Annotated in this window: 19 protein-coding genes; 5 read left to right on the top strand and 14 right to left on the bottom strand. The window is 37.0% G+C overall.

The window, feature by feature from the left end; genetic code table 11:
* Window positions 1-61: 61 nt before the first annotated feature.
* The 3 genes from ACTJJF_RS01125 to ACTJJF_RS01115 are packed head-to-tail and all read left to right on the top strand — an operon-like array spanning window position 62 to window position 3,385.
* A complete protein-coding gene (locus tag ACTJJF_RS01125) occupies window positions 62-1,459 on the top strand; it encodes a Gfo/Idh/MocA family protein (RefSeq protein ID WP_440698396.1) in 1,398 nt (465 codons plus the stop codon).
* Window positions 1,449-2,363 (top strand): sugar phosphate nucleotidyltransferase, encoded by a 915-nt coding sequence (locus ACTJJF_RS01120; protein ID WP_440698395.1) that lies wholly within the window; start codon window positions 1,449-1,451, stop codon window positions 2,361-2,363. Before ACTJJF_RS01125 ends, ACTJJF_RS01120 begins: the two co-directional genes overlap by 11 nt.
* The gene (locus ACTJJF_RS01115) at window positions 2,354-3,385 is read left to right on the top strand and encodes a phosphotransferase enzyme family protein (RefSeq protein WP_440698394.1); all 1,032 of its coding nucleotides are present in this window, start codon (window positions 2,354-2,356) and stop codon (window positions 3,383-3,385) included. Before ACTJJF_RS01120 ends, ACTJJF_RS01115 begins: the two co-directional genes overlap by 10 nt.
* Window positions 3,386-3,528: 143 nt before the next feature.
* On the opposite strand, the gene ACTJJF_RS01110 is transcribed toward ACTJJF_RS01115, so the two are convergent.
* The 6 genes from ACTJJF_RS01110 to ACTJJF_RS01085 form a co-directional block, all read right to left on the bottom strand.
* Window positions 3,529-4,020, bottom strand: coding sequence for a DNA-deoxyinosine glycosylase (locus tag ACTJJF_RS01110; RefSeq protein ID WP_440698393.1), 492 nt, complete (start codon window positions 4,018-4,020; stop codon window positions 3,529-3,531).
* 158 nt (window positions 4,021-4,178) lie between these two features.
* The gene (locus ACTJJF_RS01105; RefSeq protein WP_440698392.1) at window positions 4,179-6,173 is read right to left on the bottom strand and encodes an alpha/beta fold hydrolase; all 1,995 of its coding nucleotides are present in this window, start codon (window positions 6,171-6,173) and stop codon (window positions 4,179-4,181) included.
* A 271-nt stretch (window positions 6,174-6,444) separates the two neighbouring features.
* A complete protein-coding gene (locus tag ACTJJF_RS01100; protein WP_312296593.1) occupies window positions 6,445-6,789 on the bottom strand; it encodes a phage holin family protein in 345 nt (114 codons plus the stop codon).
* A 117-nt stretch (window positions 6,790-6,906) separates the two neighbouring features.
* Complete coding sequence (locus tag ACTJJF_RS01095) at window positions 6,907-7,329, bottom strand: PaaI family thioesterase (RefSeq protein ID WP_312296592.1); 423 nt, start codon at window positions 7,327-7,329, stop codon at window positions 6,907-6,909.
* A gap of 121 nt (window positions 7,330-7,450) precedes the next feature.
* Complete coding sequence (locus ACTJJF_RS01090; protein ID WP_440698391.1) at window positions 7,451-9,004, bottom strand: GMC family oxidoreductase; 1,554 nt, start codon at window positions 9,002-9,004, stop codon at window positions 7,451-7,453.
* A gap of 16 nt (window positions 9,005-9,020) precedes the next feature.
* On the bottom strand, window positions 9,021-10,427 hold the full coding sequence (locus ACTJJF_RS01085) for an aldehyde dehydrogenase family protein (RefSeq protein ID WP_440698390.1): 1,407 nt from the start codon (window positions 10,425-10,427) through the stop codon (window positions 9,021-9,023).
* Window positions 10,428-10,529: 102 nt separating this feature from the next.
* On the opposite strand from ACTJJF_RS01085, the gene ACTJJF_RS01080 reads away from it, so the two are divergent.
* Together ACTJJF_RS01080 and ACTJJF_RS01075 are read left to right on the top strand one after the other, a co-directional pair.
* A complete protein-coding gene (locus ACTJJF_RS01080) occupies window positions 10,530-11,399 on the top strand; it encodes a helix-turn-helix domain-containing protein (RefSeq protein ID WP_440698389.1) in 870 nt (289 codons plus the stop codon).
* 94 nt (window positions 11,400-11,493) lie between these two features.
* Window positions 11,494-11,916: a hypothetical protein gene (locus ACTJJF_RS01075; protein ID WP_440698388.1), complete on the top strand. Its 423-nt coding sequence runs from the start codon at window positions 11,494-11,496 to the stop codon at window positions 11,914-11,916.
* 325 nt (window positions 11,917-12,241) lie between these two features.
* Here the strand turns inward: ACTJJF_RS01075 and ACTJJF_RS01070 are convergent, their stop codons facing one another.
* The 8 genes from ACTJJF_RS01070 to ACTJJF_RS01035 all read right to left on the bottom strand — a co-directional run bounded on the left by ACTJJF_RS01070 (window position 12,242) and on the right by ACTJJF_RS01035 (window position 24,431).
* Window positions 12,242-14,368 carry a DNA topoisomerase 3 gene (locus ACTJJF_RS01070; protein WP_440698387.1) on the bottom strand — a complete coding sequence of 709 codons (2,127 nt, stop codon included), beginning with the start codon at window positions 14,366-14,368 and terminating at the stop codon, window positions 12,242-12,244.
* A gap of 120 nt (window positions 14,369-14,488) precedes the next feature.
* Window positions 14,489-17,863, bottom strand: coding sequence for a hypothetical protein (locus tag ACTJJF_RS01065; RefSeq protein ID WP_440698386.1), 3,375 nt, complete (start codon window positions 17,861-17,863; stop codon window positions 14,489-14,491).
* Window positions 17,864-17,942: 79 nt separating this feature from the next.
* Window positions 17,943-18,671 carry a M17 family peptidase N-terminal domain-containing protein gene (locus ACTJJF_RS01060; RefSeq protein WP_440698385.1) on the bottom strand — a complete coding sequence of 243 codons (729 nt, stop codon included), beginning with the start codon at window positions 18,669-18,671 and terminating at the stop codon, window positions 17,943-17,945.
* 290 nt (window positions 18,672-18,961) lie between these two features.
* Complete coding sequence (locus ACTJJF_RS01055) at window positions 18,962-20,329, bottom strand: alginate export family protein (protein WP_440698384.1); 1,368 nt, start codon at window positions 20,327-20,329, stop codon at window positions 18,962-18,964.
* A complete protein-coding gene (locus ACTJJF_RS01050; protein ID WP_440698383.1) occupies window positions 20,326-20,757 on the bottom strand; it encodes a DoxX family protein in 432 nt (143 codons plus the stop codon). Before ACTJJF_RS01050 ends, ACTJJF_RS01055 begins: the two co-directional genes overlap by 4 nt.
* A gap of 236 nt (window positions 20,758-20,993) precedes the next feature.
* On the bottom strand, window positions 20,994-22,766 hold the full coding sequence (locus tag ACTJJF_RS01045) for an amidohydrolase (protein WP_440698382.1): 1,773 nt from the start codon (window positions 22,764-22,766) through the stop codon (window positions 20,994-20,996).
* A gap of 59 nt (window positions 22,767-22,825) precedes the next feature.
* Entirely contained in the window at window positions 22,826-23,515 is a 690-nt protein-coding gene (locus ACTJJF_RS01040) for a hydrolase (protein WP_110010611.1), read from the bottom strand.
* A 40-nt stretch (window positions 23,516-23,555) separates the two neighbouring features.
* Window positions 23,556-24,431 carry a pirin family protein gene (locus ACTJJF_RS01035; protein WP_440698381.1) on the bottom strand — a complete coding sequence of 292 codons (876 nt, stop codon included), beginning with the start codon at window positions 24,429-24,431 and terminating at the stop codon, window positions 23,556-23,558.
* Window positions 24,432-24,456 lie beyond the last annotated feature (25 nt).

Here is a 24,456-nt window from a genome sequence, read left to right as displayed (position 1 = left end):
CCTATTTCCCATCACTTCATCGGGATTTACAAAAGTTTTAATATATTTAGAAAAAAAATAGATGGACAATAGCACTTCCCGCAGAAACTTTATAAAAACAGCAGCTTTGGCAAGCTTTGGTGCATTGGTTGTACCGAATTCTTTATTTGCCTATTCCAATGATTTTAAAACAGATAAGAAAGTCCGTGTAGGTTTTATCGGTGTGGGTCTTCGTGGTCAGGAACATGTAAAATTACTGGCAAAACGTAATGATGTAGAGATCGTAGCTTTTGCAGATCCGGAAAAAAGGATGCTTGCTGCTTCTCAAAAAATCTTAAAAGACAACAATAAACCGGCAGCCCAGGAGTTTTCCAACGGAGAGTATGACTATCGAAATCTTTTAAAGTTAAAAACAATAGACGCTGTTGTGATTGCTACTCCTTGGGAATGGCATCTTACTCAGGGTGTAGAAGCCATGCGTGCTAAAAAGATTGTCGGAATGGAAGTTTCCGGAGCGATCAAACTTCAGGATTGCTGGGAATTTGTGAAGGTATATGAAGAGACGAAAGTTCCTATTTTCATGATGGAAAATGTGTGCTACCGAAGAGATATCATGGCCATTCTGAATATGGTACGTAAAGGGATGTTCGGAGAACTGGTACACGGAAGAGGCGGCTATCAGCATGATCTGAGAGGTGTACTTTTCAATGACGGGGTAACGCCTTATAATTCCGGGGCTGAATTTGGAGAAAAAGGTTTCAGTGAGGCGAAATGGAGAACCGAACATTATGTAAAACGTAACGGAGAACTTTATCCTACCCACGGATTAGGCCCTGTGGCAATGATGATGGACATCAACAGAGGAAATCGTTTAACAAGGCTTTCTTCATTCTCCTCAAAATCTGTAGGCCTTCATAAATATATTGCAGAACATCCTAAAGGTGGTGAAAATCATCCGAGTGCAAAGGTAAAATTCAACCAGGGAGATATTGTTACAACACAGATTGCCTGTGCTAACGGGGAAACCATTCTTTTAACGCACGATACCAGCTTACAGAGACCATATGATCTTGGCTTCCGTGTACAGGGAACGGAGGGATTGTGGCAGGACTTCGGATGGGGAGATTTCAACCAGGGGCATATCTATTTTGAAAAAACAATGAACCACAGCCACCGTTGGGAAAATACGGAGAAATGGATGAAAGAATTCGACCATCCGATGTGGAAGAAATTTGAAAACGTAGCTGCAGGCGCAGGACACGGCGGAATGGATTTCTTTGTGATGAATACGTTTATTGAATGTATTAAAAGAAATATAGAATTCCCGATGGATGTTTATGATCTTGCCTTATGGTACTCGATTACGCCATTGAGTGAAGAGTCTATTGCCAAAGGCGGACAGGTGGTTGATATCCCTGACTTCACCAACGGTAAGTGGAAAACCCGTAAACCTGTATTTGGAATGACCGATGAGTTCTAGGAAAACATTACTTATATTAGCAGGCGGGTTAGGCAGCAGATACAAAGGACTTAAACAAATAGACGGAATACTTGATAACGGTTCGCCGATTCTTGAGTATTCTATTTTTGATGCTCTGGAAGCCGGTTTTCAAAAAGTAGTTATTATTGTTAACAAACTGATTCCTGAAAGTTATATTGAAAGACTTAACGGCATTTCAAAAACTAAAAACTTTGAACTGTGCTGGGTGTATCAGGAGCTGGACAGTATTCCTATTTCTTTGGAAGGTTTTGATTTTCCGGATCGTGAAAAACCATGGGGAACGGCTCACGCTGTTCTTTGTGCCAAATATTCAATACAGGAGCCTTTTGTCATGATCAATGCGGATGATTTTTACGGAAAAGAAGCGTATCAGCTGGCGGCTCATGAAATTGACCATCACCCTATTTCTGCTTCACAGCTGGGGATGATTGCTTATCCGGTGGAAACAACGTTAAGTGGCAACGGTGCTGTAGCAAGAGGAATATGTACACTGGATTCCGAAAATGATCTGATCAGGGTAGAAGAACAAACCTCTATTCAAAGAATCAATAATTCCATTATTTATACTGAAAACGGAGTACATATAAAGCTGGATCCGGAAACATTGGTTTCAATGAACTTTTTTATTTTTCATCCTCATATTTTCTGTGACCTGGAAACTTATTTTTATGATTTCATAGAATCTGATCCTTTGCCCAACCAGGAGTTTTATATTCCTTCTGCTGTGCAGAGAATGATGGATGAAGGCAAAGTGAAAGTAAAGGTAAAAGCTTCTCCTTCCCAATGGATGGGGGTTACCTATGCCGATGATAAAAAAGAAATTAAAGATTTTCTCACCACAGAAATTCAAAACAACAGATACCCGGAGGATTTATGGAGTTAAATGATATTGTTGCAGAATTTATCACTACTGATAATTACGAACTCACTCCTATTACTGATGGATTGATCAATACAACTTATCTTTTGGAGAATAAAGATCTGGGGAAAAAGTTTATTCTGCAGAAAATCAACAATCATGTTTTTAAACAGCCGGAGGTGGTCATTAATAACCATTTAATGATTAATGAAGTTCTCAGGTCAAATAATTATCAATTTGAAATTATAGAACCTATTCCTTCTCTTACCGGTCAAATTCTGGTAAAAGATAAAAATGGTCAGCCATGGCGTATGCTGAGTTTTGTAGAAAACAGCATTACTTTCCTTACCGCTCCATCTTTACAGACGGCTTTTGAAGCAGCTAAAACTTTCAGTCATTTTCTAAACACTGTAAATACTGAAAAACTATCTGCCATTGAGGATTCTCTTCCTAATTTCCTCAATTTTGAGAAGAGGGTTGCAGATTATAAAGACTCCCTAAAAAATGCTGAGCCTTATTTAAAAGAAAACGCCAAGGCTGAAATAGAAATCACTAATCAGCTTTTGTCCTTACCTGACCGATGGATTAAAATGGAGAAAACCAATCAGATTCCCAAAAGGATTATTCATGCTGATGTAAAAATCAGTAATATTCTCTTTGATCAGAACCATAGCCCGTTAGCTGTGATTGATCTGGACACCCTAATGATTTCTACTATTCTGTATGATTTTGGAACCATGATTCAGTCTTATACCAATACAACACAGGAAGATGACGGAACTGCCCAAAACAATTTCAATCCTGAAATGTATAAGGTTGTAAAAGAGGGGTTTTTATTTCATTTACAGGAAAAATTGACTTCTGAAGAATCTGAGAATCTTGATTATGCGGCACAGGTCGCCATTTATATTCAGGAGATTCGTTTTTTAACCGATTACCTTAACGGAAGTGTTTATTATTCCACGAAATACCCTGAGCATAATCTGGACAGAACAAAAAACCAGCTGGAGCTGCTGAAAGGATTGAGAGAATATCTGGGAGATTAATGATTTACTAAGATTACATGTAATTTAGATTCCTATGGAATGACAAACAAAGCGCTTTATTTATCCGCACACTTTGTCATTCCGTAGGAATCTAGCTTTATCTTCTCACTCTCAAACCCTCTCATTCCCAAACTCTCCCACTCTCAAACCAAAAATTCCAGTATTTTCTTCCACTCTTCCAGCTTCTTTTCAAAGGAAACGGTATGAAGCGGACTTGTGGAAGGCAATGCAATGATGGGTAATCTGTAGTTCTTCCCCAACAGTTTCTGAAGGTTTTTGTAAGACTTTCCACCATTGCAGAATATAGCTTTGATATTAGGATGTTCTTCCAATAATTCAGCAACCTGATTAGCTTCTTCATTTCTGATCTCGGAATCCAGGCTTCCTTTTCTTTCGCAGGAATCAATGACATCCCACAGAGCAATATGGTGTTTTTTTAATATTCCGATTCGTTCTGAGTAGTTTTCTGTAAATTCTTCGTGAAGCAATTCAAAGATGATTTTCCAGAATTTGTTCTGAGGATGGGCATAATATTGCTGCTTTTCCAACGATTTCACTCCGGGAATTGAGCCTAGAATCAGAATTTCAGACTGGGAATCAATAATGGGTAAAAATGAGGAAATACGGTTTTGCATATTCAAATATAGAGATTTTATTTCTTCAAGCTCCCAACTTCCAACCCTCTCTTATCTTAAACTCAGCCTATCTTAGGTTTTGGCTAAAGCCGTTTGGACTTTTGATTATAAAAAAAGCGGGCTAAAGCCCGCTCCTATTGATGTTTTATATTGTCTGTCTATAAAGTTTCCTTCAACCAGTCGAAGAATTCTCTCTGCCATACCAATCCGTTTTGAGGATGAAGTACCCAGTGGTTTTCATTCGGGAAATACACCAGTTTAGATTTTAATCCTCTTAATTTTGCGGCCTGGAAAGCTTCCTGCCCCTGCTCGTAAGGAACACGGAAATCAATTCCTCCCTGTACGATCATGATCGGCTTATTCCATTTTTCTACAAAGTTGCTTGGGTTGAATTCTGTATAGGCTTTCGGTTGAGGTTTATCCCATGGAGAACCGATATCCCAGTTTGCAAACCAAAGTTCTTCCGTGGTAAGGTACCATGATTTCATATCAAATAATCCGTCGTGAGCGATGAACGTTTTGAATCTGTTTTCATGGATTCCTGCCAGCATAAATACACTGTATCCTCCGTAACTGGCTCCTACAGCTGCTACTCTGTCACCGTCTACATAAGGTAAAGTTTTCGCAAAGTCTGTTGCAGCCAGATAATCTCTCATCGGTTGTCCGCCCCAGTCTTTTGAAATTTCTTCATTCCATTTTGTTCCCCAGCCCGGCATACCTCTTCTGTTTGGAGCTACTACGATGTAACCGTTAGCGGTCATTAACGCAAAGTTCCATCTTATACTGAAATATTGAGTAAGTGCAGACTGTGGCCCTCCCTGGCAGTACACCAGTGTAGGATATTTTTTATTCGGGTCAAAGTTCGGTGGATAATGGAACCATACTCCCATTTCTTTACCGTCTGAAGTTTTTACCATTTTAAGTTCAGATTTTCCCTGAGCCAACTTCGCATAAGTGTCTTTGTTCGCTTCAGTTACCTGCTTCATTTCTCCATTTTTAAGATTAACTGAGAAAAGTTCTGTAGCATGGTTTACATCTGTTCTTCCTACTAGAAGTGAATTTTTATTATCTGTAAAAATTTCGTTAACATCAAAATCTCCTTTCGTGATCTGCTGTACTTTTGCAGATTTTGAATCTAAAGAGAAAAGTTGTTTTGTTCCTCTGTAAGCTGCCGTAAAGTAGATCGTTTTTGAATCTGCACCCCAAAGTACATCTCCTGAAACGCTGTCATCCCAACCTGCTGTAAGGTTAGTTGTCTTCCCACTCTTCCAGTCCATAATCTTTACATCATTCTTATCTGCTTCGTATCCGTCTCTGGCCATACTCTGCCAGATCAGTGATTTTCCGTCCGGACTGAATTTAGGGTTAACGTCATATCCTTTGTTAGGCTCAGTCAGGTTTTTAGTTGTACCTGTTGCCATATCATAAGCGAAGATATCTGTATTGGTGCTTGTTGCATATTCTTTACCGCTCTTAGGCTTGGTCACATATAAAAGCTGTGCAGAATCCGGGCTCCAGATAAAATCTTCAGCTCCACCGAAAGGTCTCTGTGGAGAATCCCATGTTTTTCCTTCCAACAGATCTTTGGCTGCTTCTATTTTATCTGAAGTATTGACTACAAATACGTGATTATACTTTCCTTCATTGAAGTAATCCCAGTGTCTGTGGTTCAGGTCTGTATATACCTGAGCTGTAGTTTTAGGAGTATCACTGTATTTATCTTTCCCCATCAATTTTTCTACCAGAACCTGCTTGCTGAAAGCGATTCTCTTACCATCCGGAGAAATTACGATATTGTCTGCTTCACCAATGGTATAAAATTCTGCCCAGGTTTTTCCGGCATCTTTTGAAAGATAGATTTTGTCTCCTTCCTGAGCATAAATTCCGTTTTTATCCCACTGAATAAGTGCTTTTTTACCGAAATCTATTTTCGAGGACTGATTATTAAGAACATTCAGAAAATAGTTCTCATTTTTTGTTTTTTCTGTTTTCAGATCTACCTGCCCTACTTTATAAATAAGGGAAGCCTGATCCGGAGAAACTGCCTGTACTCCAACTTTTTTCAAAGTCCAAAGAGTTTCAGGCGTCATTACTTGTTGTGCATTCATTAAAAGCGGAGCTGCCAGAGCCAGCAGACTGTACTTAAGTTTCATATGTTGCTATTCATTTTTTAACGGATGTACAAAATCAGCTGATTTCCTACATCCTTTTATTAAATTCAAAGATTGCCAAAGTTAGTACTTAAAATAAAAACGGACGAAAGAATTAACAATAAAGTTGGGTAAAACAGGTAAAATATGCATCATCACTATATCCCCGCACTCAGTATCCCGCAACAGCCAAACTCTTCGACTCAAAATTAGCCATAAAAAAAGCCCGCCGGTTTAACACCAACGGACTGTTATATAATTTATTTTCAATCAATTAATCTCCATCTGAGAACATTGAATTGGCTAAAGAAGTGACAATTGACAACAGAATACTGAAGATAAATGCCCACCAGAAACCGTCTACCGCCATACTATCCATAAAATAATCTGCAATCATGATAATGGCTGCATTAATGACCAGTGCAAAGAATCCAAGTGTCAGAATCGTTAACGGAAGACCGAAAAGACTCAGGATAGGTTTTACAAATATGTTTAAAACCCCTAAAACAATAGCAAAAATAATCGCTGCAGAAAAGTCTTCAAAGCGTACTCCTGGTAAAATTTTGGTTAAAAGAAAGGCTACTATCGCCGTTACAAACAATCGGATAATTAGGTTCATATTCTTATTTTTTAATGTTTATGGGGGTTATGGAGCAAAAGCCATTCCATTCCGGTAAAAATAATTTCACAAAACCCTTTATTCAAGGAATATTTATCTCTTTTTCACCTGATTGTGTTACTTTATTTTCATCATTGTCACCAATGAGGTAGCCACATGGCTTTCTGAACCACCATTTTCATCCTGAACATAAATTTCTGTACGAACCACACTGATCTTTGCACCGCCTTTGATCACATAAGATTTTGAAACCAGGGCGTCTCCAATGGCAGGACGAAGGTAATTTACTTTCAGTTCCACGGTTACTACATAGCAATCTTCTTCATAATGACTCACCGCAGCATATCCCGAGGAAACATCTACCAAAGAGGCGATCATTGCACCATTGAACATTCCTGCCTTTCTGGTCATCATTTCCATTTTAGGGATTTTCATGGAGATAAAATCGGTTTCTACTTCCAGCAGTTCTGCTTTATAAAACTGTAAGGTTTCTGAACGGCCGAAGCTGTCTGTAATGAGTTTCTTTTTTTCTGGTGTCATGAATTTTATTTTAAACAAAGGTAAGTGCTACAGACTTTTTTATCTCAACGATCTTTAATTTTTTCGTTAAAAAGCCGTTCCATAAATACGAAACGGCTACTTTTCAAGGTTTTAATCTCTCTTACACAACAAACGATAACTTTTCAGATGAACCTGACGCTTTCAGATGATGATCTTCTTTGATCATATCGGCAGCTTTTTCACCAATCATAATGGTAGGTGCATTGGTATTTCCGGAAACTACATCCGGCATAATGGATGCATCTGCTACCCTTAGTCCTTTTATTCCGTATACTCTCAATCTCGGATCTACTACAGAATGGCTGTCGATCCCCATTTTACAGGTTCCGGTCATATGATGATAGGTGGAACATGATTTTTTGATATAATCTATCACTTCCTCTTTTGTTTTTCCTTCTCCGGGATAGATTTCACCGTCATTCCATTCTTTCATGGCTTCTGTTCTTCCCATTTCACGGCATATTTCAACGCATTGATAAAGGGCTTCCAGATCAGATTCTTCAGAAAGATACATCGGATTGATCTCTGGTGATACAGAAGGATCAGAGGAAGTCAGTTTAATATATCCTTTACTGGCAGGTCTGATAAATCCTGCACAAAATGTAAAAGCGTTTTCGGGCCCTGTGAATCCCGGGCTGTAGTAAGGAAGTCCCATGAACAAAGGCTGTAGGTCAGGGAAAGCCATTTCTTCTTTGCTCTTCCAGAATAATTGAGCTTCCAGCAGATTGGCTTCCGGAGCTGGAATTTCTTTTTTAGCTTTAAAAATAACACTGGTCAAAAGGTGATCCTGTAGGTTTTTGCCAACTCCTTTCAAGTCTTTTACTACTGGAATTCCTACAGATTCCAGTTCTTGCTTGTCACCAATTCCGGAAAGCATCAGAAGTTTGGCAGATTCTATGGTTCCGCAGGATACAATGACTTCTTTTTCGGCTTCCATTTCTATTAATTCACCGTCTTTCAGATACTGAACTCCAATACATTCATCTCCTTCAAAAATCAGTCTCTGAGCCAATGCATTGGTATGAATATGCAGATTGGGTCTCGATTTCACAGGATCTAAGAATGCTTTTGCCGTAGAACATCTTTTATGGTCTTTTCCTACGCTGAGATGATTAAGACCTGCACCCCAGATTTCTTTGTTAAAATCATCTGTCAGAGGATAGCCCAGTTCTTTACAGGCTTCAATAGCGCTTATTGAAATGGCATTCGGATGTTTGATACGACTTACATACAGTGGTCCTTCCCCTCCATGAATGTCATCTGCACCCTCTTCATGCGTTTCTGATTTTTTAAAGTAAGGTAAAACACTTTCCCAGTCCCAGCCCACACATCCTTTATAAGCCCAACTATCATAATCCTGTTGATGTCCTCTGATGTAAATCATTCCATTGATGGAACTTGAACCTCCCAATGTTTTACCACGAGGCCAATATCGTGTATTTCCTCCTGCATGTTCCTGAGCAACGGTATGATAGGCCCAGTCTCTTTCAGTATTCCATATGGCGGGCCAGCCTGCCTGTTCTTCTACTTCAGGCACTTTATCATCGGGACCTGCTTCCAGCAGAAGAACATTTATACTTTCATTTTCGCTTAATCTGTTGGCTATTACAGCCCCTGCCGAACCGGATCCGACAATTATAAAATCGTATTTCATCTGTTTTTTATTTGTTTTATTTTTTGATACTGATTACTTTAGGAACGGTAACTGCTTTGAGTCCTTCAACTCCGAATTCTACTCCATAACCGGATTGTTTTGCCCCTCCAAACGGTACAAACGGGTTGATAGCTCCATGCTGATTGATCCATACGGTTCCTGCTTCCAATTGTGCGGCAACTTTCTGAGCTTCATCAAGATCATCACTCCAAACGGAAGCTCCCAGTCCGTTTTCTGAATCATTTGCTTTGCTGATGGCTTCTTCCAGTGTCTTGTATTTAATGATTGGCAACACCGGACCGAACTGTTCTTCGTCTACAATTCGATCTCCGTTATCGACATTTCCAACCAGCGTTACGGGAATAAAATAGCCTTCCAGATCAGGTTTTTGTCCTGTGAATATAAAGTCAGCCCCCATTTTTTCAGAATCACGGATCAGATCCTGAATTTTGTCGTACTGCATTTTATTCTGGATAGGTCCAAGAATACTGGCTTCATCAGCGCCATTCCCCATCGGAATATTGGATGAGTAATCTGCCAACGCTTTAACGACTTTTTCGTAATCGTTTTCATGAACGTATAGTCTCTTTAAGCAGGCACAGGTTTGCCCCATATTCAGAAAAGCACCCCAGAAAATTCCTTCGATATGTTTTGCAATATCAAGTCCCGGTAAAATAATCCCAGCATCATTTCCTCCGCATTCAAGGGTTAATCGGGCCATATTTTTAGCAGAAGCCTCAATGACTTTCTTCCCCGTGGCAATAGAACCTGTAAACATAATTTTCCCAATTTCCGGATGTGAGGTAAGATAACCTCCTACCTCTCCTCTGCCGGTAACTACCTGCAAAATATCCTCAGGAAGGACACTGTTGATCACTTTTATCATTTCCAGACTGCAAAAAGTGGTATATTCCGAAGGTTTGATGATGACTGCATTTCCCATTCTCAATGAAGGAATAATCTGCCAGATAGCGATCATCAAAGGCCAGTTCCAGGGAGCAATGGCAGCTACTACTCCAATCGGATTTCTATATAAAACATCTTTTCTGGTTTCATCTTCAAACACAATTTCTTCAGGCAAATCCAGTGAAGCGGGAACCTGCGTCCAGCCTACACAAGCCTGCATTTCGAAATTAGCTCCAGGACCATTCAACGGTTTTCCTTGCTCTCGGGTGATCCATTCTGCAAGCTGTTTTGAATTTTGCTGTAGAGCTTCCGCTACTTTTAATAAAATCTCTTTTCTTTCTGCATCCGGTCTTGCTGACCACAGTTTCTGGGCTTTTTTTGCTTTCTCAATTTTAGCGTCAATCTCCTCACGGGAAGTATTGGTTACTTCGCCTATAACCTCCAAATTAGAAGGATTTAGAGATAAAAACCGGGTATCTGGAGTATGGGTTTCTTTGACTGCTGATGTATTTTCCATTGTTTTAAATTATTTTGTATTTTACGTAGCTCGAAAATGGCAATAACATGATATAAATCATTTACCTATTCTCTATTTTTTTTAACCTAAACTCTACCTATCATGGAAAAGATCGAAGAAAGAACTGTTTTCAGCATTCCTTTTGGTGAATTGAATGTATTTGAAACGAATGTAGTTTGTCATGATTTTCCTTTCTATTTTGAAAAGCCTGTCATCACGCTGATGTTGAGTGGCAATAAGATTATTCGCAGTGAGGATGAAACTTTTGAGTTTAATGAAAGAAGTGTATTTATTCCGCCCTGCAATAAAGAACTGAGCATAGATATCCATCCCATTTTCAAAGAACCTACAAAATGTCTGGTATTGAATATAGAACAGGAATATATTGACAGTGTATTTTCTGAAGTGATTGAAAACTGGCATCCGGATTGGGACAGAACGGGAATCATGATGAAAGAAAATGCAGTAAAAAAGTTCGTAAGCTCGGATGAATCTTTGTGGAGAAGCCTTACCAATCTTTATAACAGAAGAATTGACGGAAATCTTCATAATACCTCGGATTTTCTTTTAAGCTTAAGTCTGAAAGAACTGATTTATGAGTTGATGAAAACCAATGCAAAACATATTTTGCTGTATTCTGACAAGACAGGAAATGTGCAGAACAGACTTCAGGAAGTGGTTCATTTTATCAAACAAAATTACCGAGAACCAATTACGATCAAGAAGCTGGCCATGATCGCAGGAATGAGTGAAGCCAATCTGTTTAAAAAGTTTAAACATTCTTACAACTGTACTCCTGTAGAATATATTATCCAGTTGAGAATAGAACATGCCAAGCAGCTTTTGATCAGCAACCCTGAAATCGGGATTAAAAATATCTGTTTTGAATCCGGTTTTAATACACTGGAATATTTTTACAGAAAATTCACTCAGATCACTGGAAAATCACCTAAAAAATTTAAAATAGACTGATAGATAAGGCTGGAAGATGGAAGCGAGAAGATGGAGGTTAGTACCAGTCTTTTTATTTCTGACAGTTGTACTTATTAAATAAAGTAATCATCTTATGTATTATAAAAATGTGTTTGTTATTTTAAGTCTTTTCTTATGCTGTATTTTTCATGCGCAGACGCTGCATTTGTATGGAGGCGCAGATCAGGATCAGTATCTGGGATGCTTAAACTGTGATAATTTTGATAAAAATTCGATTTGGAATAAATTCAGCGATTACGGAAACGTTTACAGCTCAAAATCGATATGGAATACTTATGGAAATTATGGAAGCTCATACAGCACCTATTCTCCCTGGAATGCTTATGCTTCCTACCCTCCTGCGATTGTTGATCAGGATGGAAATTTCTTTGGGTTTCTTACTTTGAATCCTTATAAATCTGACAGGTCTGAGCTGGAACTGGCTTTGATTTTATGTAAGCATCATGAGGAGATTAAGAGTGATGTTGGGGTTTGGTATGAGAGATTGTTTCGGTAAACCACCCCGTCAAAAATTCTTGGAATTTTCGCCACCCCTCCGGAAGAGGGGAATTTTTACGTCTTCAGTTGTATTATTAGTGTGAAGGAACATTTTCTGAAAGTGTAAAAAAATATAAGGTTAGATTCCTGCGGAATGACAAGTACAACGCTTAGTTTATCCATACAGTTTGTCATTCCGTAGGAATCCAGATATAAAATAATCTATACGCTTAATTCAGTATTGAAAAATCACGGGTTCGAATCCCGTATTCTCCACTTGATAATTCTAGTTAGTTTATTTTTTTCTAATGATCATTGACGATGTGGATTAAATATGCTATTGATTAGCTCAGTTGTACCTGGAAATCATCACTTAAAGTCAAAACACCTTCTGTGATAGCTTCCGGATGGGTAGAGAAGCCTTTTAATTTTGAGGTTTTTCCTTTTAATACCAAGTCTAAAAGTTGTTTATCAGATAATTTTTTTCCGAAAATGTCAAAGGTAATTTTAAAGCCACAGTTTTTGAAATCGGAGCAGCCTACAGCAGTTTTCCCTTTGATCAGATTGTGTTCTTTACATTTCGGGCATTTCGTTTCTTCCCAGGACTGAAGTTCTTTCTTCTGGGCAGGCTCTCTTTTTTTCTTTTCTTTCACCACTTCTTTCTCTTCCTCCTGAAGAGTGATGACTTTCCCTTTGCCGTCAACAACCTTTTTGGTAAGCTCGGTCACCATCTGGATCAATTCTTCTTTGAAAAGATTGGCTTCATACTCTCCTTTTTCAATTTTACGAAGTTTGGATTCCCATTCTCCGGTCAATTCCGGGCTTTTTAACAGCTCGTCTTCGATGGTATCAATCAGTTGGATTCCGGTTTGGGTAGCGATGAGGTTTTTCCTTTTCTTCTCGATGTATTTTCTTTTGAAAAGGGTTTCAATGATGTTGGCACGGGTAGATGGTCTTCCGATCCCGTTGTTCTTCAGCATTTCACGCAATTCTTCATCTTCAACCTGTTTTCCGGCAGTTTCCATCGCTCTCAGCAGTGTTGCTTCCGTGTATGGTTTTGGAGGGGTTGTTTTTCCCTGGTGGATCATAGGATCGTGGGGTCCGGTTTCTCCTACAGTAAATTCAGGGATGGTTTGTTCTTCCTCTTTTTCTTTTTCCTTATCGGTAGTCTCTTCTTTCGGTTCTTTAGCGTAAACGGCTCTCCATCCTGCTTCAAGAACCTGTCTTCCGCTTGTTTTGAAAGGAATGGTTCCTACTTTTCCCTCTACTAAAGTATTGGAAATTTTACATTCCGGATAGAATACCGCAATGAAACGCTTTGCAATCAGATCATAAATCAGTTTTTCTTCCCTGCTCAAATTCTGAGAAGGTGGAATTTCTGTAGGAATGATGGCATGGTGATCGGTTACTTTTGTATCGTCGAAAACAGCCTTTGATTTTGGAATCGGAGCTTCCAACAAAGGTGCAATCAGATCCTGATACGGATACATTTTCTGAAGAATCCCTGTTATTTTCGGATATAAACTCTCGGATAGATAAGTAGTATCAACACGAGGGTAAGTTACGTGCTTCTTTTCGTAAAGACTTTGAATATAATTCAGCGTATTTTCAGCTGAATATCCGTATTTTTTATTGGCTTCTACCTGAAGTCCGGTCAAATCGAAAAGTCTTGGATTTTTTTCTTTTCCTTCTTTAATTTCGAAAGAAACGATCTCAAATGGATTGACTTTAAGATATTCCAATCCTTTTTCTGCACGTTCCAACGTCTTTAAACGATCTATGGCTGCACTGAAAAGGACATCACGGTATTTGGTTTTCAGCTCCCAATATTCTTCCGTGGTGAAGGCATCAATTTCTTTCTGACGCTGCACCAGCATCGCCAATGTAGGGGTCTGCACTCTTCCAATAGAAAGAACCGCTTTATTTCCCCCGAATTTCTTGGTAAAAAGTCTGGTAGCATTGATTCCCAATAACCAATCTCCTATGGCTCTGGCATTTCCGGCCAGATAAAGGTTTTTGTAATCTTCTGCTGGCTTTAAGCTCGCAAATCCTTCTTTGATAGCATCTTCCGTTAGTGAAGAAATCCATAAACGCTGAATCGGTTTGTTGCATTTTGCCTTCTGTAAGACCCAACGCTGAATGAGTTCTCCCTCCTGCCCGGCATCCCCACAGTTAATGACCTCATCACATTCTTCTACTAATTTCTCGATTACTTTAAACTGATTTTCAACGCCTTTATTCGGGATCAGCTTGATTCCAAAACTACTGGGAATAATAGGTAGTGAAAAGAGGTTCCAGGATTTGAACTGTGGACCGTAGTCATGAGGTTCTTTCAGGGTACAAAGGTGTCCGAACGTCCATGTTACGCAATAGCCGTTTCCTTCCATATAGCCTTGTTTAGGCGTGGTAGCGCCCAATACTTTGGCGATATCTCTGGCAACACTGGGTTTCTCGGCAATACATAATTTCATGAACTCGGGTTTATTGAAGGAGTGCAAAAATCGGGATTTTTTTTGACTTAAAAAATTGTAACAACAAAATACTACTCATTAATTCTTGCTCAAATTATTATTAAATAAAATATCCTTTTACTAAACATTAAAATCCTTATTCTCTATTCTTATTTTTACATTCTTTCTATCAAAATCAGGAGGTGTTGGTTTTAATACTGTTTTTCCTCCATCGATATCATCTTTTTGAAGATGATATTCTTTATATTGAAAGTTTCTTAGCTTCTGAATATCTAAATTCCCAACTAATATAGTTGAATTATTTCCTCCTTTAACTTGAATGAGATCTTTACAAAATGATTTTGATGGCTGTATTATTCTAGAATCACCAAAATCTGACGAATTTACTTGAATAAAATAGGAATGTATATCTCTTACCCAAGCACCTGCAATATCAGCAAAATAACTTGTATCTTTATTATATTCTGATGCAATTATAAAATCAACTTTTGACTTAAATAAAGACCTGTGGTTAATATCTGCTAATTCAAAACAATTATAAACTGAAAAGTATGTTTTTCTCCAATGAAAAAGGTCATATGACATTGTATAATTATCTAAATTTTCATTTGGAATTAATAAACGATAGCCTTTTATTTGATGTTTTTCAAAATGTGAATAATGATTTTTTAACCGTAATTTTATTATTGAAGTCGTATAATAATTAATTTTAAATGGTAAAATAGTAACCATAAAATTAAATACAACTCCTTTCGAATTTACCCAATGTTCCAACCCTGCAACAATTCCCATAAATCTTTTATGACTTCTTTCAGCTAATAGCCTTATCCAAGAATATGGAATTGAAACTTCAGGGAAAACTAATAAATCAGCCTCATTTTTATCTGCTTCATTTATTAATCCAAAAATATTCTTTCTTCTATTTTTTTTAACATTTGCATGTCCTGTTATACTAGCAAACATATCTGCCGAATTAATTTTGATATTTGCTATTGCTATATTTTTATTAACTTGATCAGAATAACCGTTATCAACCTTATCTCCAGTAACGTTTACATATATAGATTGAGAGCTTTTAGTATGTTGTTCAAGCTTATCAATAGTAAAGTACCTTTTCTTTGTTCTTTCAAAATCTATTATTTTGACATTAAACTTCCAAGAATAATTTATAAAATAATATAACTTAAAGCTATCATCAGGTATACTATTAATAATATCAATTTCTTTGTCTTTAATCTTTTTTACTGTTTTACCCTTCGCATCTTTTTTAGGAGGATACAAATAATCAAACTCATCACTTTTCTTTATAGTAATATTATCTAAACTTGTAATTACTTGAATTATTCTTAATATATTAACATCATGAAATTGTACATAATAAGGGACTAAAAAGGCAAAAGATTTATTTACCTCAAAAATATTTATAGCCTTACTTTCGTTTTTATATTTATTAAAATCATTTTCTAATAAAGATAGATTTGTACAGAGGATATTTGTTAAATTACATGATGGTATTGACATTAAAGAATGTCTAATTAAATTACTTTTCCTAATTCCTAATGAAAGTTTTCTAATATTTTTGAAAAATAGTTGATCTGATTCATTAAATAAGTGATATGAAACGAAATTTGGATTAAGTGCTAGAGGAATTGCAACAGACACTTCTAAATAATCAAAAAGTAATTTTCTTTCTTCTTCACTATTTTTTCTACTTTCTGAAAATGATCTAAATGAAAAATCTGTATGATGAATTGCTTTTTCGACATTTTTTATAAACTTAAATAAATACTCTTCTCTATTACTAACAATAAAATATGTTGCAACTTTCTCCCAGAGTGAATAAAATTTTATAGCTATTTCTCCTTTAAAAAAAGTTAAAATTTGATTATCTGAATCATCATCTATCTCTTTATCACCAAAACTTTTAGCAAATATCTTTTTTGCCAAAAACTTTGAAGCACCATATTTATTTTCTGAAAAATCGCTTATACTTCTAAATTTATTAATAGAATCATTATATCGTAATTCAAATGCCTCTTCATCAAACTTCTCACTAATTTCATCTTCGTCAGGTAGAAATCTAAATTCACTTCTTTGATTATCAAGCTTTCTTTTAAAAATATTAATAATTGCTCTCGACTCTTTATGATCAAGATAATGTAAAACAACTTTGGAACTTTGAATGGTTAGTTCATCATAATTAAATAAATCATCATTTTTTTCATAGATATCCTTATCATTTCTTTTGTCAAATGTTTTAATCTTAAACTTAATATTGTCCGTCAAGAAAACATTTGTTTTATTCTCATCAAAGTCTAAATTTTCCTTTTGCTTTTTTAAACGATCATTCTCAAGTATTGATTCTTTTAAATCTAAATAATCACCATTTTTAAAATATGTATCCTTTATGTATTCATTTTTTACTTCAAAATCTAGAATATCTTTTTTGACAAAATTTTTATTTAAAAATGTAATTATGGATGAATTTAAATCTTTATCTACAAAATTATTTATATCGGAAAATACAAACATTAAATCATCTACATATCTTCCATAAAAAGCTGGATTAATGTTATTTATTATACGTTCATCTAATTCTTTTAAATAATAATTAGCTAATAATCCTGAGGATATTAGCCCAACTGGAAGATTATACTCATTCGGATCAGGAATTTGATTATCAAATATTTCTCCGAAGAATGTAATGCATTTTTCCTTATAAAGTTTATGGATTTTTAAAAGCCAATCGTTTATTTTTTTAACTCGCTCAATCTCTAACTCCGAATTATTAGATTCTACTCTGCTAATCTGTTTCTCTATTTGTTTAAACGTTGATAATAAATTAATTCTAACAGAATGATAGTAGTTCTTAATATCTAAGCTTAAAATAGTGACATCCCTTCCTTCATTAAGTAATGCTTCTGCTTTCGTAATAGCAGTATCTCTCCAGGTCTGATATTGAACAAAATATGGCTTAAACAACTTAAAATTAGAACTAGGTTCATTTTTATTATTTAAAAATTCCATGTCCAAACAATTAGCATAACTAGAACCATTTATATAAGAGTTTAAATATCTTCCACTATACAATATCCAAAGAACACTAATTATATGCAATTCTATAGGCATATCAGCAAAATAACTAAATCGCTCAATTTTAAGATTTTCATTAATATTAGCTTTATTAGTAATAATATCTAAATTCTGTTTTCTAAGTGATTTTGGCAATTTTATTAAACTAATCCTTTCTTTTAAAATTTTTTCAGAAACAAGATTATTTTCAAAATAATCATTAATAAACCCACTAACACGTTCGAATAAAATATCTTTTACTTCTTTTACATTATGGGAAGGAATATGTTCATTAGAAAAAAATAGCTCATTTTCGAAATTTGATATCTTCTTTTTTTCCAGCAAATTAGCATTATCATAGTAGAAAAAATGCTTTACTTTTTTATATGCTAAAAAAATTTCATCTTTATTAAAATATGTCATTATTAGTTTTTTTACAAATCTAACAAAAAGCCTCCTTATAAAAAGGAGGCCGGATCAACAATGTAATGAAACTAGTTCATTATTTCTTTTTTACTTCTGAAATGGCATCGGAAATTCCTCCGCCTGCGGTTTCAAAAAAGGCAGGACCAGCCAGAAGGTATACTTTTTCTATTTTTTTGGTGGTAGATAATTTGTGTTCTTTCAAGTAATTTTCGGAACGGTTGGCATGTACAATTCCTCTTACTACATTTCCCGCTACCAAAGCGGTGGGTAAATCTATTCCGGCATCTTTCAGATCACTGGCGAATGCAAAATTGGTAACGCCTAACCTCATGGCTTCACGGGCCGCCACTTCCCCTACGGAAGTCATTAAATCGGGAGTGAATTTATTACGGTCACCTAAACCGATCAATAATAATTTCTTGGCAGACATCGATCCTGCAGGCGGTGTAATTAAAATGGTTTCCAAAGAATGTCCCTGAAACTGTCCTGTTTTTCTAAGGTTGGTCAGTTCTCCTTTTAAAGCCTCATCCAGGTGAACCAATCCGTTCAATTTAGCGGGTAATGCCTGAGCATTGAAGATGTCTCCTTCTGTATATTCGAAAACACAGGCTACCTGAAGTTGGGCGTCAGCAGATGATGGACCTTGTACTAATCCTATCATGGAAATTCCGTCTACGGTTCCCCAGGTTTTGGAAGTTCCGATGGCTGTTGTTTTTGCAGGAGCTGTGGTTGTGGTTTGTGCAAAGTTTAAGGTAGATAATGCTAAAGCTGCAATTACCAGTGATTGTTTTAGTGTATTTTTCATGTGATTTATTTTTTGTTGTTTGTTGCTGGTTATTTTTGTTGCTGGTTTCGAGTTATGGGGTGCGAGTTGCGGGGTTCAAATTGCGGGTTGTCAATTTTGTTTGTTGGAATAACGCAAGGGCGCAAAGTTTTTTTAAGGTTTATGTTGTTAAGGCGCAAGTCGCTTCGCTCCTGATATTTTTTTCTTTTTCAAAGGTAGTTTCTGTGATGGAGAGGTGCATTGATGTGGGATAATTGTTCAATTTATTTTCAAATGATCTCATTTTCAAATTTTCAAATTCCCTGTGTTTTTTAAAATTTAAATACGATTCTGGAATTGATGAAAAGTCCGTCTTTGTGGTTGTCGATTACGTCGTTGATAAAGGCTCCGGTATTGAAATATTGTATTCCGGTGTTAAAGGTTAAAAATGGATTGATCTTATAATTAAAGCTTCCTAAAAATGCGGTTCCGATGTATCTCTTTTTTGAGTTGGAAGACGCCAGGTTCAATGTTCCGCTGGGTCTGTAAATTCCGTCCTGGATAGAATATCTCCAGTTGAAAACTACGTCTGCCTGTACGGTTATTTTTTTACCTAAATCAATGGTTGCATAAGGATGGATATCAATTAAATTCACCGGACCGATCTGAGGATTAAATCCAAAATACCCACCTTTCGGGTACAGCGGGTTGAATGTTCCCAATGTTCCGTCTCCTTTATTGCTGTCTCCTGAAATATAGTCGTTTCTAAGGTTGATGGTCGGTTTTCCTTTTACATTTTCAAACATATATCCGATGTCTGCAGAAGCTGTCCAGGCGCTGATATTTCCTGCATTAAAGTTCCCAAACTGGTAGGCTGCTTCGAAATTGTAAATAAAACCTCCTCCATATTTCCATAATCTTCCGCCAAAAGTATGTCTGTTCTCATCGGAAAGTCCATCTTCAAAACGTACATCCTTTCTGTGAATCCCCAGATAATAGAGCTCCAGATTTCCGCTTCTGGGAATAATCCATGTGTTGTAACTTCCCCAAAGATTGATTGATTTTGAAGACTTGTTATCAAAAGCTCCCGGATTGATTTCACTGGCGGCCATCATAAAGGCATCAGATCTGAAATTTCCTTTTTTGTACATGAATTTTAATCCATCAAAATAGAGTCTTAAATTCGGACCTTCTCTTACTGAGATCAGTCTTCCGCTTCCATAATCAAGTTCCTGTCTTCCGGCACGCACTGTAAGCTTTTCTTTATCATTTTTCAAAATATCAACATCAATGAAGAGATTCTGGATATTCAAATGATCTTCATCAATAGGTCTCGGACCGTTCTTTCTTCCATTTTCCCATGCACTTCTCACCTGTCCGAAAATTCTTACTCTTGAGCCCAGATGCAGATCTGCATGTACACTGTATCTTTGAATCAGAAAAGGATTACTTCCAATGTCCATTCTTCCCCAATCTTCATTATTAAAGTCTACAAATTCCAGTCTTGCTTCTCCTCCCAATGAAAGATAATGGTTGCTTTTTTCTGCAAGCGGTATATATTTGATGGAATTGTAAAAAGTTTTTGCAGAGTCTTTATAGGAAGCATAATCTTCATCAAACCTCATCAGCTTAAACTGAGCCGAAAGCTGAACGGGAATAAAAATCTGCAGCAACAGTACAATGGCAATCAGTTTTTTCATAATGATTTCTTTGTTAAATAATGATCCACTGAATATCTTCCCGCTCCCATAAACAGTAAAAACAGGTAACACAAACTGTACATGAAAGGAGTATCTTTTACCAATAAAGCATCATTCCAATGGAGAATAAAGTATCCTGTAAGCGTCACCGCTAAGATCGGCAACACAGCAATTCTTGTGAAAAGACCAAAGATTACAAATACCGGAAATACGAGATTGGCAGCATCAGCGAAAAGGCTATTGAAAGCTTCAGGAAGATGCAGCGGGTTGGGCACCTGCTCTGCTTGTGAAACGCCTACTCCTATTTTTTTTAATCCGTGAGCTACGATTAATTCTACGGAAAGTAAGATTCTGAAAGCTAGAAGGGCAACATCTGTTAATTTTCTTCCCGGATTGGTATTGGTGATGATATGGATTAACTTTTTCATGATTGGAATGAATTTTTAAAATGATTTTTGTTTTTTTTAACTGCAGATTACACGGATTGACACGGATGATTGGGGGTATTTATAGTGGTAATTTCTTTGTGTATAGAACCACCCCGTCAAAAATTCTTTGAATTTTCGCCACCCCTCCAAGGGAGGGGAATTTTCACCCCTTCAATTGAAATGTTGGTGGATACTTGAGTGATTAGAAGCTTTCGTGACTTTTGTGATTTAAAAAATTATTTTGTCTGATAGCCTCCGTAATATTTTACGGGTGACCAGTCTGGAATAACTGGAAGTGGTGCGGGTGCTGCTGTTTTGTAGGTTTCATCTCCGTACACGACTTTTCCGTCTACGATTGTCAGTTTTGAAGTGATGTTTTTGATGTCTTCATCATTGATCGTGAAATAATCTTTGTCCAGAATAGTAAGATCTGCAAAGTATCCTTTCTGGATTTTTCCTTTCTGGTAGTCTTTGATCAATTCGTATCCTCCGTAAGTAGAAAGTGATAAAGCTGTTTTTCTGTCCAGTGTATTTTCTTTAGCCATCACCTGAGTTCCTCCTATTGTTTTTCCTGTAGTAATCCAGTATAAAGCCACCCATGGATTGTAACTTGCTACTCTTGTTCCATCAGTTCCCAATCCTACCGGAATTCCCATTTCCAGCATTTTTTTCACGGGAGGAGAAGCTAAAGCGGGCTTTTTACCATATCTATGGATGAAACTTTCTCCCTGATATGCCATTCTGTGCTGTACTGCAATTCCTCCACCCAACGCTTTGATTCTTTTCATATTATCTTCGGTAACGGTTTCTGCGTGGTCGATAAACCATACTAATCCGTTCAAAGGAGTTTCTTTATTGACATCTTCGATAACATTTAAAAATCTGGTGATACTTTCATTGTACGTCGCATGGATTCTGAAAGGCCATTTATTTTTTACCAGAAGACTTACTACGTCTTTCATGTTTTTTTCCATCGTAGCCGGAAGTTCCGGTCTTGGGAAAAGAAAGTTTTCAAAATCGGCTCCGTCTGATACGAGGTTTTCTCCTCCTCCGTTGACATGATAATCGATTTCATTAAAATCATTGTGACCATGGTCATCAATTTCTACCATTCCAATCCATTTGGTATAATCGGCAAGTTCAGATCCTTTTTTCTGGGCAAATAAGTAGTAAGGAAGTCGAACGGTAATTTTCCCCTGTTTGTTCAACTGATCTGTTGTTCCGTAGTCGTCCGGGAAATTCTGGAATCCTCCACCTGCATCCATTACGGCAGTCACTCCTAATCTGTTCAGTTCCGTCATGTATTGAAGGGTAGAATTTACTTTTTCTTCTTCTTTCAGCTCCGGCAGTTTCGCCAATGTTGAATAAAGAATAAATGCATTAGGCTCTGCCACCAGTAATCCTGTAGGATCTCCGTTATTGTCTTTTTCAATTAAACCTTGGACAGGATTGGGAGTATCTCCATTGATATTCAGTTCTTTTAATCCGGCTTTGTTTAACCAGGCTTTTCCATAGAGATACATGACAAAAGTGGGCACATTTCCTGTAGCTTCATTAATTTCAGCCAGCGTGGGAAGTCTTTTTTCTTCAAACTGATATTCATTCCAGCCTCCGATGACTCTTACCCATTGTCCTTTCGGTGTTCTCTGAGCTTGTTCTTTCAACATTTCCAAAGCTCTTTTTAAAGATTTCACACCATCCCAACGAAGTTCAGTATTATAGAACCTTCCTCCTCGAATCACATGCAAATGGCTGTCAAACAATCCGGGAATCACCCTATTTCCTTTGGCATCAATGACTTTTGTATTACCATTTTTTAATTTTAAAATCTGGGCGTTGGTTCCCACCTGTAAGATTTTGTGGTCTTTGATGGCAACAGCCTGTGCTTCCGGATTTTTATCATCCATTGTGGTGATCTTTCCATTGGTGATGATCATGTCTGCTTTCTGAGCATTCAGAATTCCTGCTGCCAGAACTGTGGAAAGTGTAAGTATATTCAGTAGTTTCATTATTTCAATATTTAAGTTTGAAGGTTTCGGCAGGCTTTCAGCCTGCCGAAACAGCCCCATTAGTGTTTTAACATTTCCTGAGCATACTGAATTCCAATACCGTAAGCTCCACCATGTTTTTTCATCAGATCATTAACCGGCTTGTAGGTTTCTTTTCTTGCCCAATCTCTCTGCAGTTCCAATACATACTGAACAGAGGTGATTGGATGCGCTCCTGCCTGAACCATACGGGTGATTGACTGATCGTGAGCTTCTTTAGAAATATCCCCTGAAGCATCGGTTACTACGTAAACATCATAACCTTCGTCAATCGCTGATAATACAGGTCCTACGATACATACACTTGTCCATAATCCGGCAAAAACCAGTTTCTTTTTATTTTTTCCTGTAATGGCTTTGTGAGCATTAACATCTTCCCATGTATTCATGGTAGTTCTGTCTACATATCCACTGGTTGCTTGAGGATATACTTCTGAAATTTCCGGGAAAACAGGTCCGCTGAATGACTTTTCTGCCACCGTCGTTACTACTGTAGGAACATTGAATATTTTTGATCCACCTGCTACCAGTGCTACATTATTTCTTAATTCTTCCATGCTGATGCTTTTTGTTGCGAAAGCCATTTGTCCTTCATGGTCGATAAGCACTACTGCATGATTGGTAGGATTTAATAATGATTTTCCAGGGTTTTGAGCTGATGCTGTTAATGATAATAAACCAGCTGCAAATGATAGGATTAATTTTTTCATAATAATTTAAAATTTAAGAGTTGTTATTTTTGTTTAATTTTTATAGTGTCATTGGTACTTCCATTAAAAGGATTTCTGTACCTTCCTGAAGGGTTTTGATTGTAATTTCCTGAATATCCCAAACTCCGAATCCATCTCGTTCTTCTATGATCTCTCCGCCTATTTCTGCGCTTCCCTTTAAAATAAAAGCATAGATTCCGTTTCCTTTTTTTCTGATCTGATAAAGCGTTTCTTTATTCTGATCAAAAGTTCCCAGATGAAACCATGCATCCTGATGAATCCATACACCTTCGTCATCTTCATTGGGGGAAAGAATCTGTTGAAATTGATTATGACCTTTGGTTTTGTCTAAAGTGATCTGATCATATCTCGGCGTCACATTTCTTTTTTTCGGATAAATCCAGATTTGAAGGAATTTCACCAGTTGATCACTGTTTTTATTGAATTCACTGTGCATAATTCCGGTTCCTGCACTCATGACCTGAATATCTCCGCTTCTGATCACTGCTGTATTTCCCATGCTGTCTTTGTGTTCAAGATCACCTTCCAAAGGAATACTGATGATTTCCATATTGTCATGAGGGTGGGTTCCGAAACCTCTTCCTGCCTCCACTTTATCATTATTCAGGACTCTCAATACTCCAAAGTGCATTCTTTCAGGGTTGTAATAATTGGCAAAACTGAAAGTGTGCTGACTCAACAGCCATCCGTGATCTGCTTTTCCTCTTGAATCAGCTCTGTGGATCACAGAGTTTTCTTTTATTTTTGATTCTGTATTGGGAAGATGATTGTATCCGATAGGTTCTAATGGTTCGATCTCGTCGATGTCATTTTTCATAGCACTGGCCAAAGAAGCTGATGCTACAAACATTCCTGTTCCCAATAATCCTTTCTTTAAAAAATCTTTTCTGTCCATATCAGATTGTTATTTGTTCTTGTTT

This window comes from Chryseobacterium sp. 22458, assembly GCF_052044975.1.
In the GTDB taxonomy this organism is placed as follows: domain Bacteria; phylum Bacteroidota; class Bacteroidia; order Flavobacteriales; family Weeksellaceae; genus Chryseobacterium.
The sequence above is the reverse complement of the archived record's forward strand: the minus strand, read 5'-3'. Positions and strand labels throughout refer to the sequence as shown.

Coding starts and splice junctions, on each gene's coding strand:
- ACTJJF_RS01125 (WP_440698396.1), top strand. CDS start 62: ATGGACAATAGCACTTCCCGCAGAAACTTTATAAAAACAGCAGCTTTG.
- ACTJJF_RS01120 (WP_440698395.1), top strand. CDS start 1,449: ATGAGTTCTAGGAAAACATTACTTATATTAGCAGGCGGGTTAGGCAGC.
- ACTJJF_RS01115 (WP_440698394.1), top strand. CDS start 2,354: ATGGAGTTAAATGATATTGTTGCAGAATTTATCACTACTGATAATTAC.
- ACTJJF_RS01110 (WP_440698393.1), bottom strand. CDS start 4,020: ATGCAAAACCGTATTTCCTCATTTTTACCCATTATTGATTCCCAGTCT.
- ACTJJF_RS01105 (WP_440698392.1), bottom strand. CDS start 6,173: ATGAAACTTAAGTACAGTCTGCTGGCTCTGGCAGCTCCGCTTTTAATG.
- ACTJJF_RS01100 (WP_312296593.1), bottom strand. CDS start 6,789: ATGAACCTAATTATCCGATTGTTTGTAACGGCGATAGTAGCCTTTCTT.
- ACTJJF_RS01095 (WP_312296592.1), bottom strand. CDS start 7,329: ATGACACCAGAAAAAAAGAAACTCATTACAGACAGCTTCGGCCGTTCA.
- ACTJJF_RS01090 (WP_440698391.1), bottom strand. CDS start 9,004: ATGAAATACGATTTTATAATTGTCGGATCCGGTTCGGCAGGGGCTGTA.
- ACTJJF_RS01085 (WP_440698390.1), bottom strand. CDS start 10,427: ATGGAAAATACATCAGCAGTCAAAGAAACCCATACTCCAGATACCCGG.
- ACTJJF_RS01080 (WP_440698389.1), top strand. CDS start 10,530: ATGGAAAAGATCGAAGAAAGAACTGTTTTCAGCATTCCTTTTGGTGAA.
- ACTJJF_RS01075 (WP_440698388.1), top strand. CDS start 11,494: ATGTATTATAAAAATGTGTTTGTTATTTTAAGTCTTTTCTTATGCTGT.
- ACTJJF_RS01070 (WP_440698387.1), bottom strand. CDS start 14,368: ATGAAATTATGTATTGCCGAGAAACCCAGTGTTGCCAGAGATATCGCC.
- ACTJJF_RS01065 (WP_440698386.1), bottom strand. CDS start 17,863: ATGACATATTTTAATAAAGATGAAATTTTTTTAGCATATAAAAAAGTA.
- ACTJJF_RS01060 (WP_440698385.1), bottom strand. CDS start 18,671: ATGAAAAATACACTAAAACAATCACTGGTAATTGCAGCTTTAGCATTA.
- ACTJJF_RS01055 (WP_440698384.1), bottom strand. CDS start 20,329: ATGAAAAAACTGATTGCCATTGTACTGTTGCTGCAGATTTTTATTCCC.
- ACTJJF_RS01050 (WP_440698383.1), bottom strand. CDS start 20,757: ATGAAAAAGTTAATCCATATCATCACCAATACCAATCCGGGAAGAAAA.
- ACTJJF_RS01045 (WP_440698382.1), bottom strand. CDS start 22,766: ATGAAACTACTGAATATACTTACACTTTCCACAGTTCTGGCAGCAGGA.
- ACTJJF_RS01040 (WP_110010611.1), bottom strand. CDS start 23,515: ATGAAAAAATTAATCCTATCATTTGCAGCTGGTTTATTATCATTAACA.
- ACTJJF_RS01035 (WP_440698381.1), bottom strand. CDS start 24,431: ATGGACAGAAAAGATTTTTTAAAGAAAGGATTATTGGGAACAGGAATG.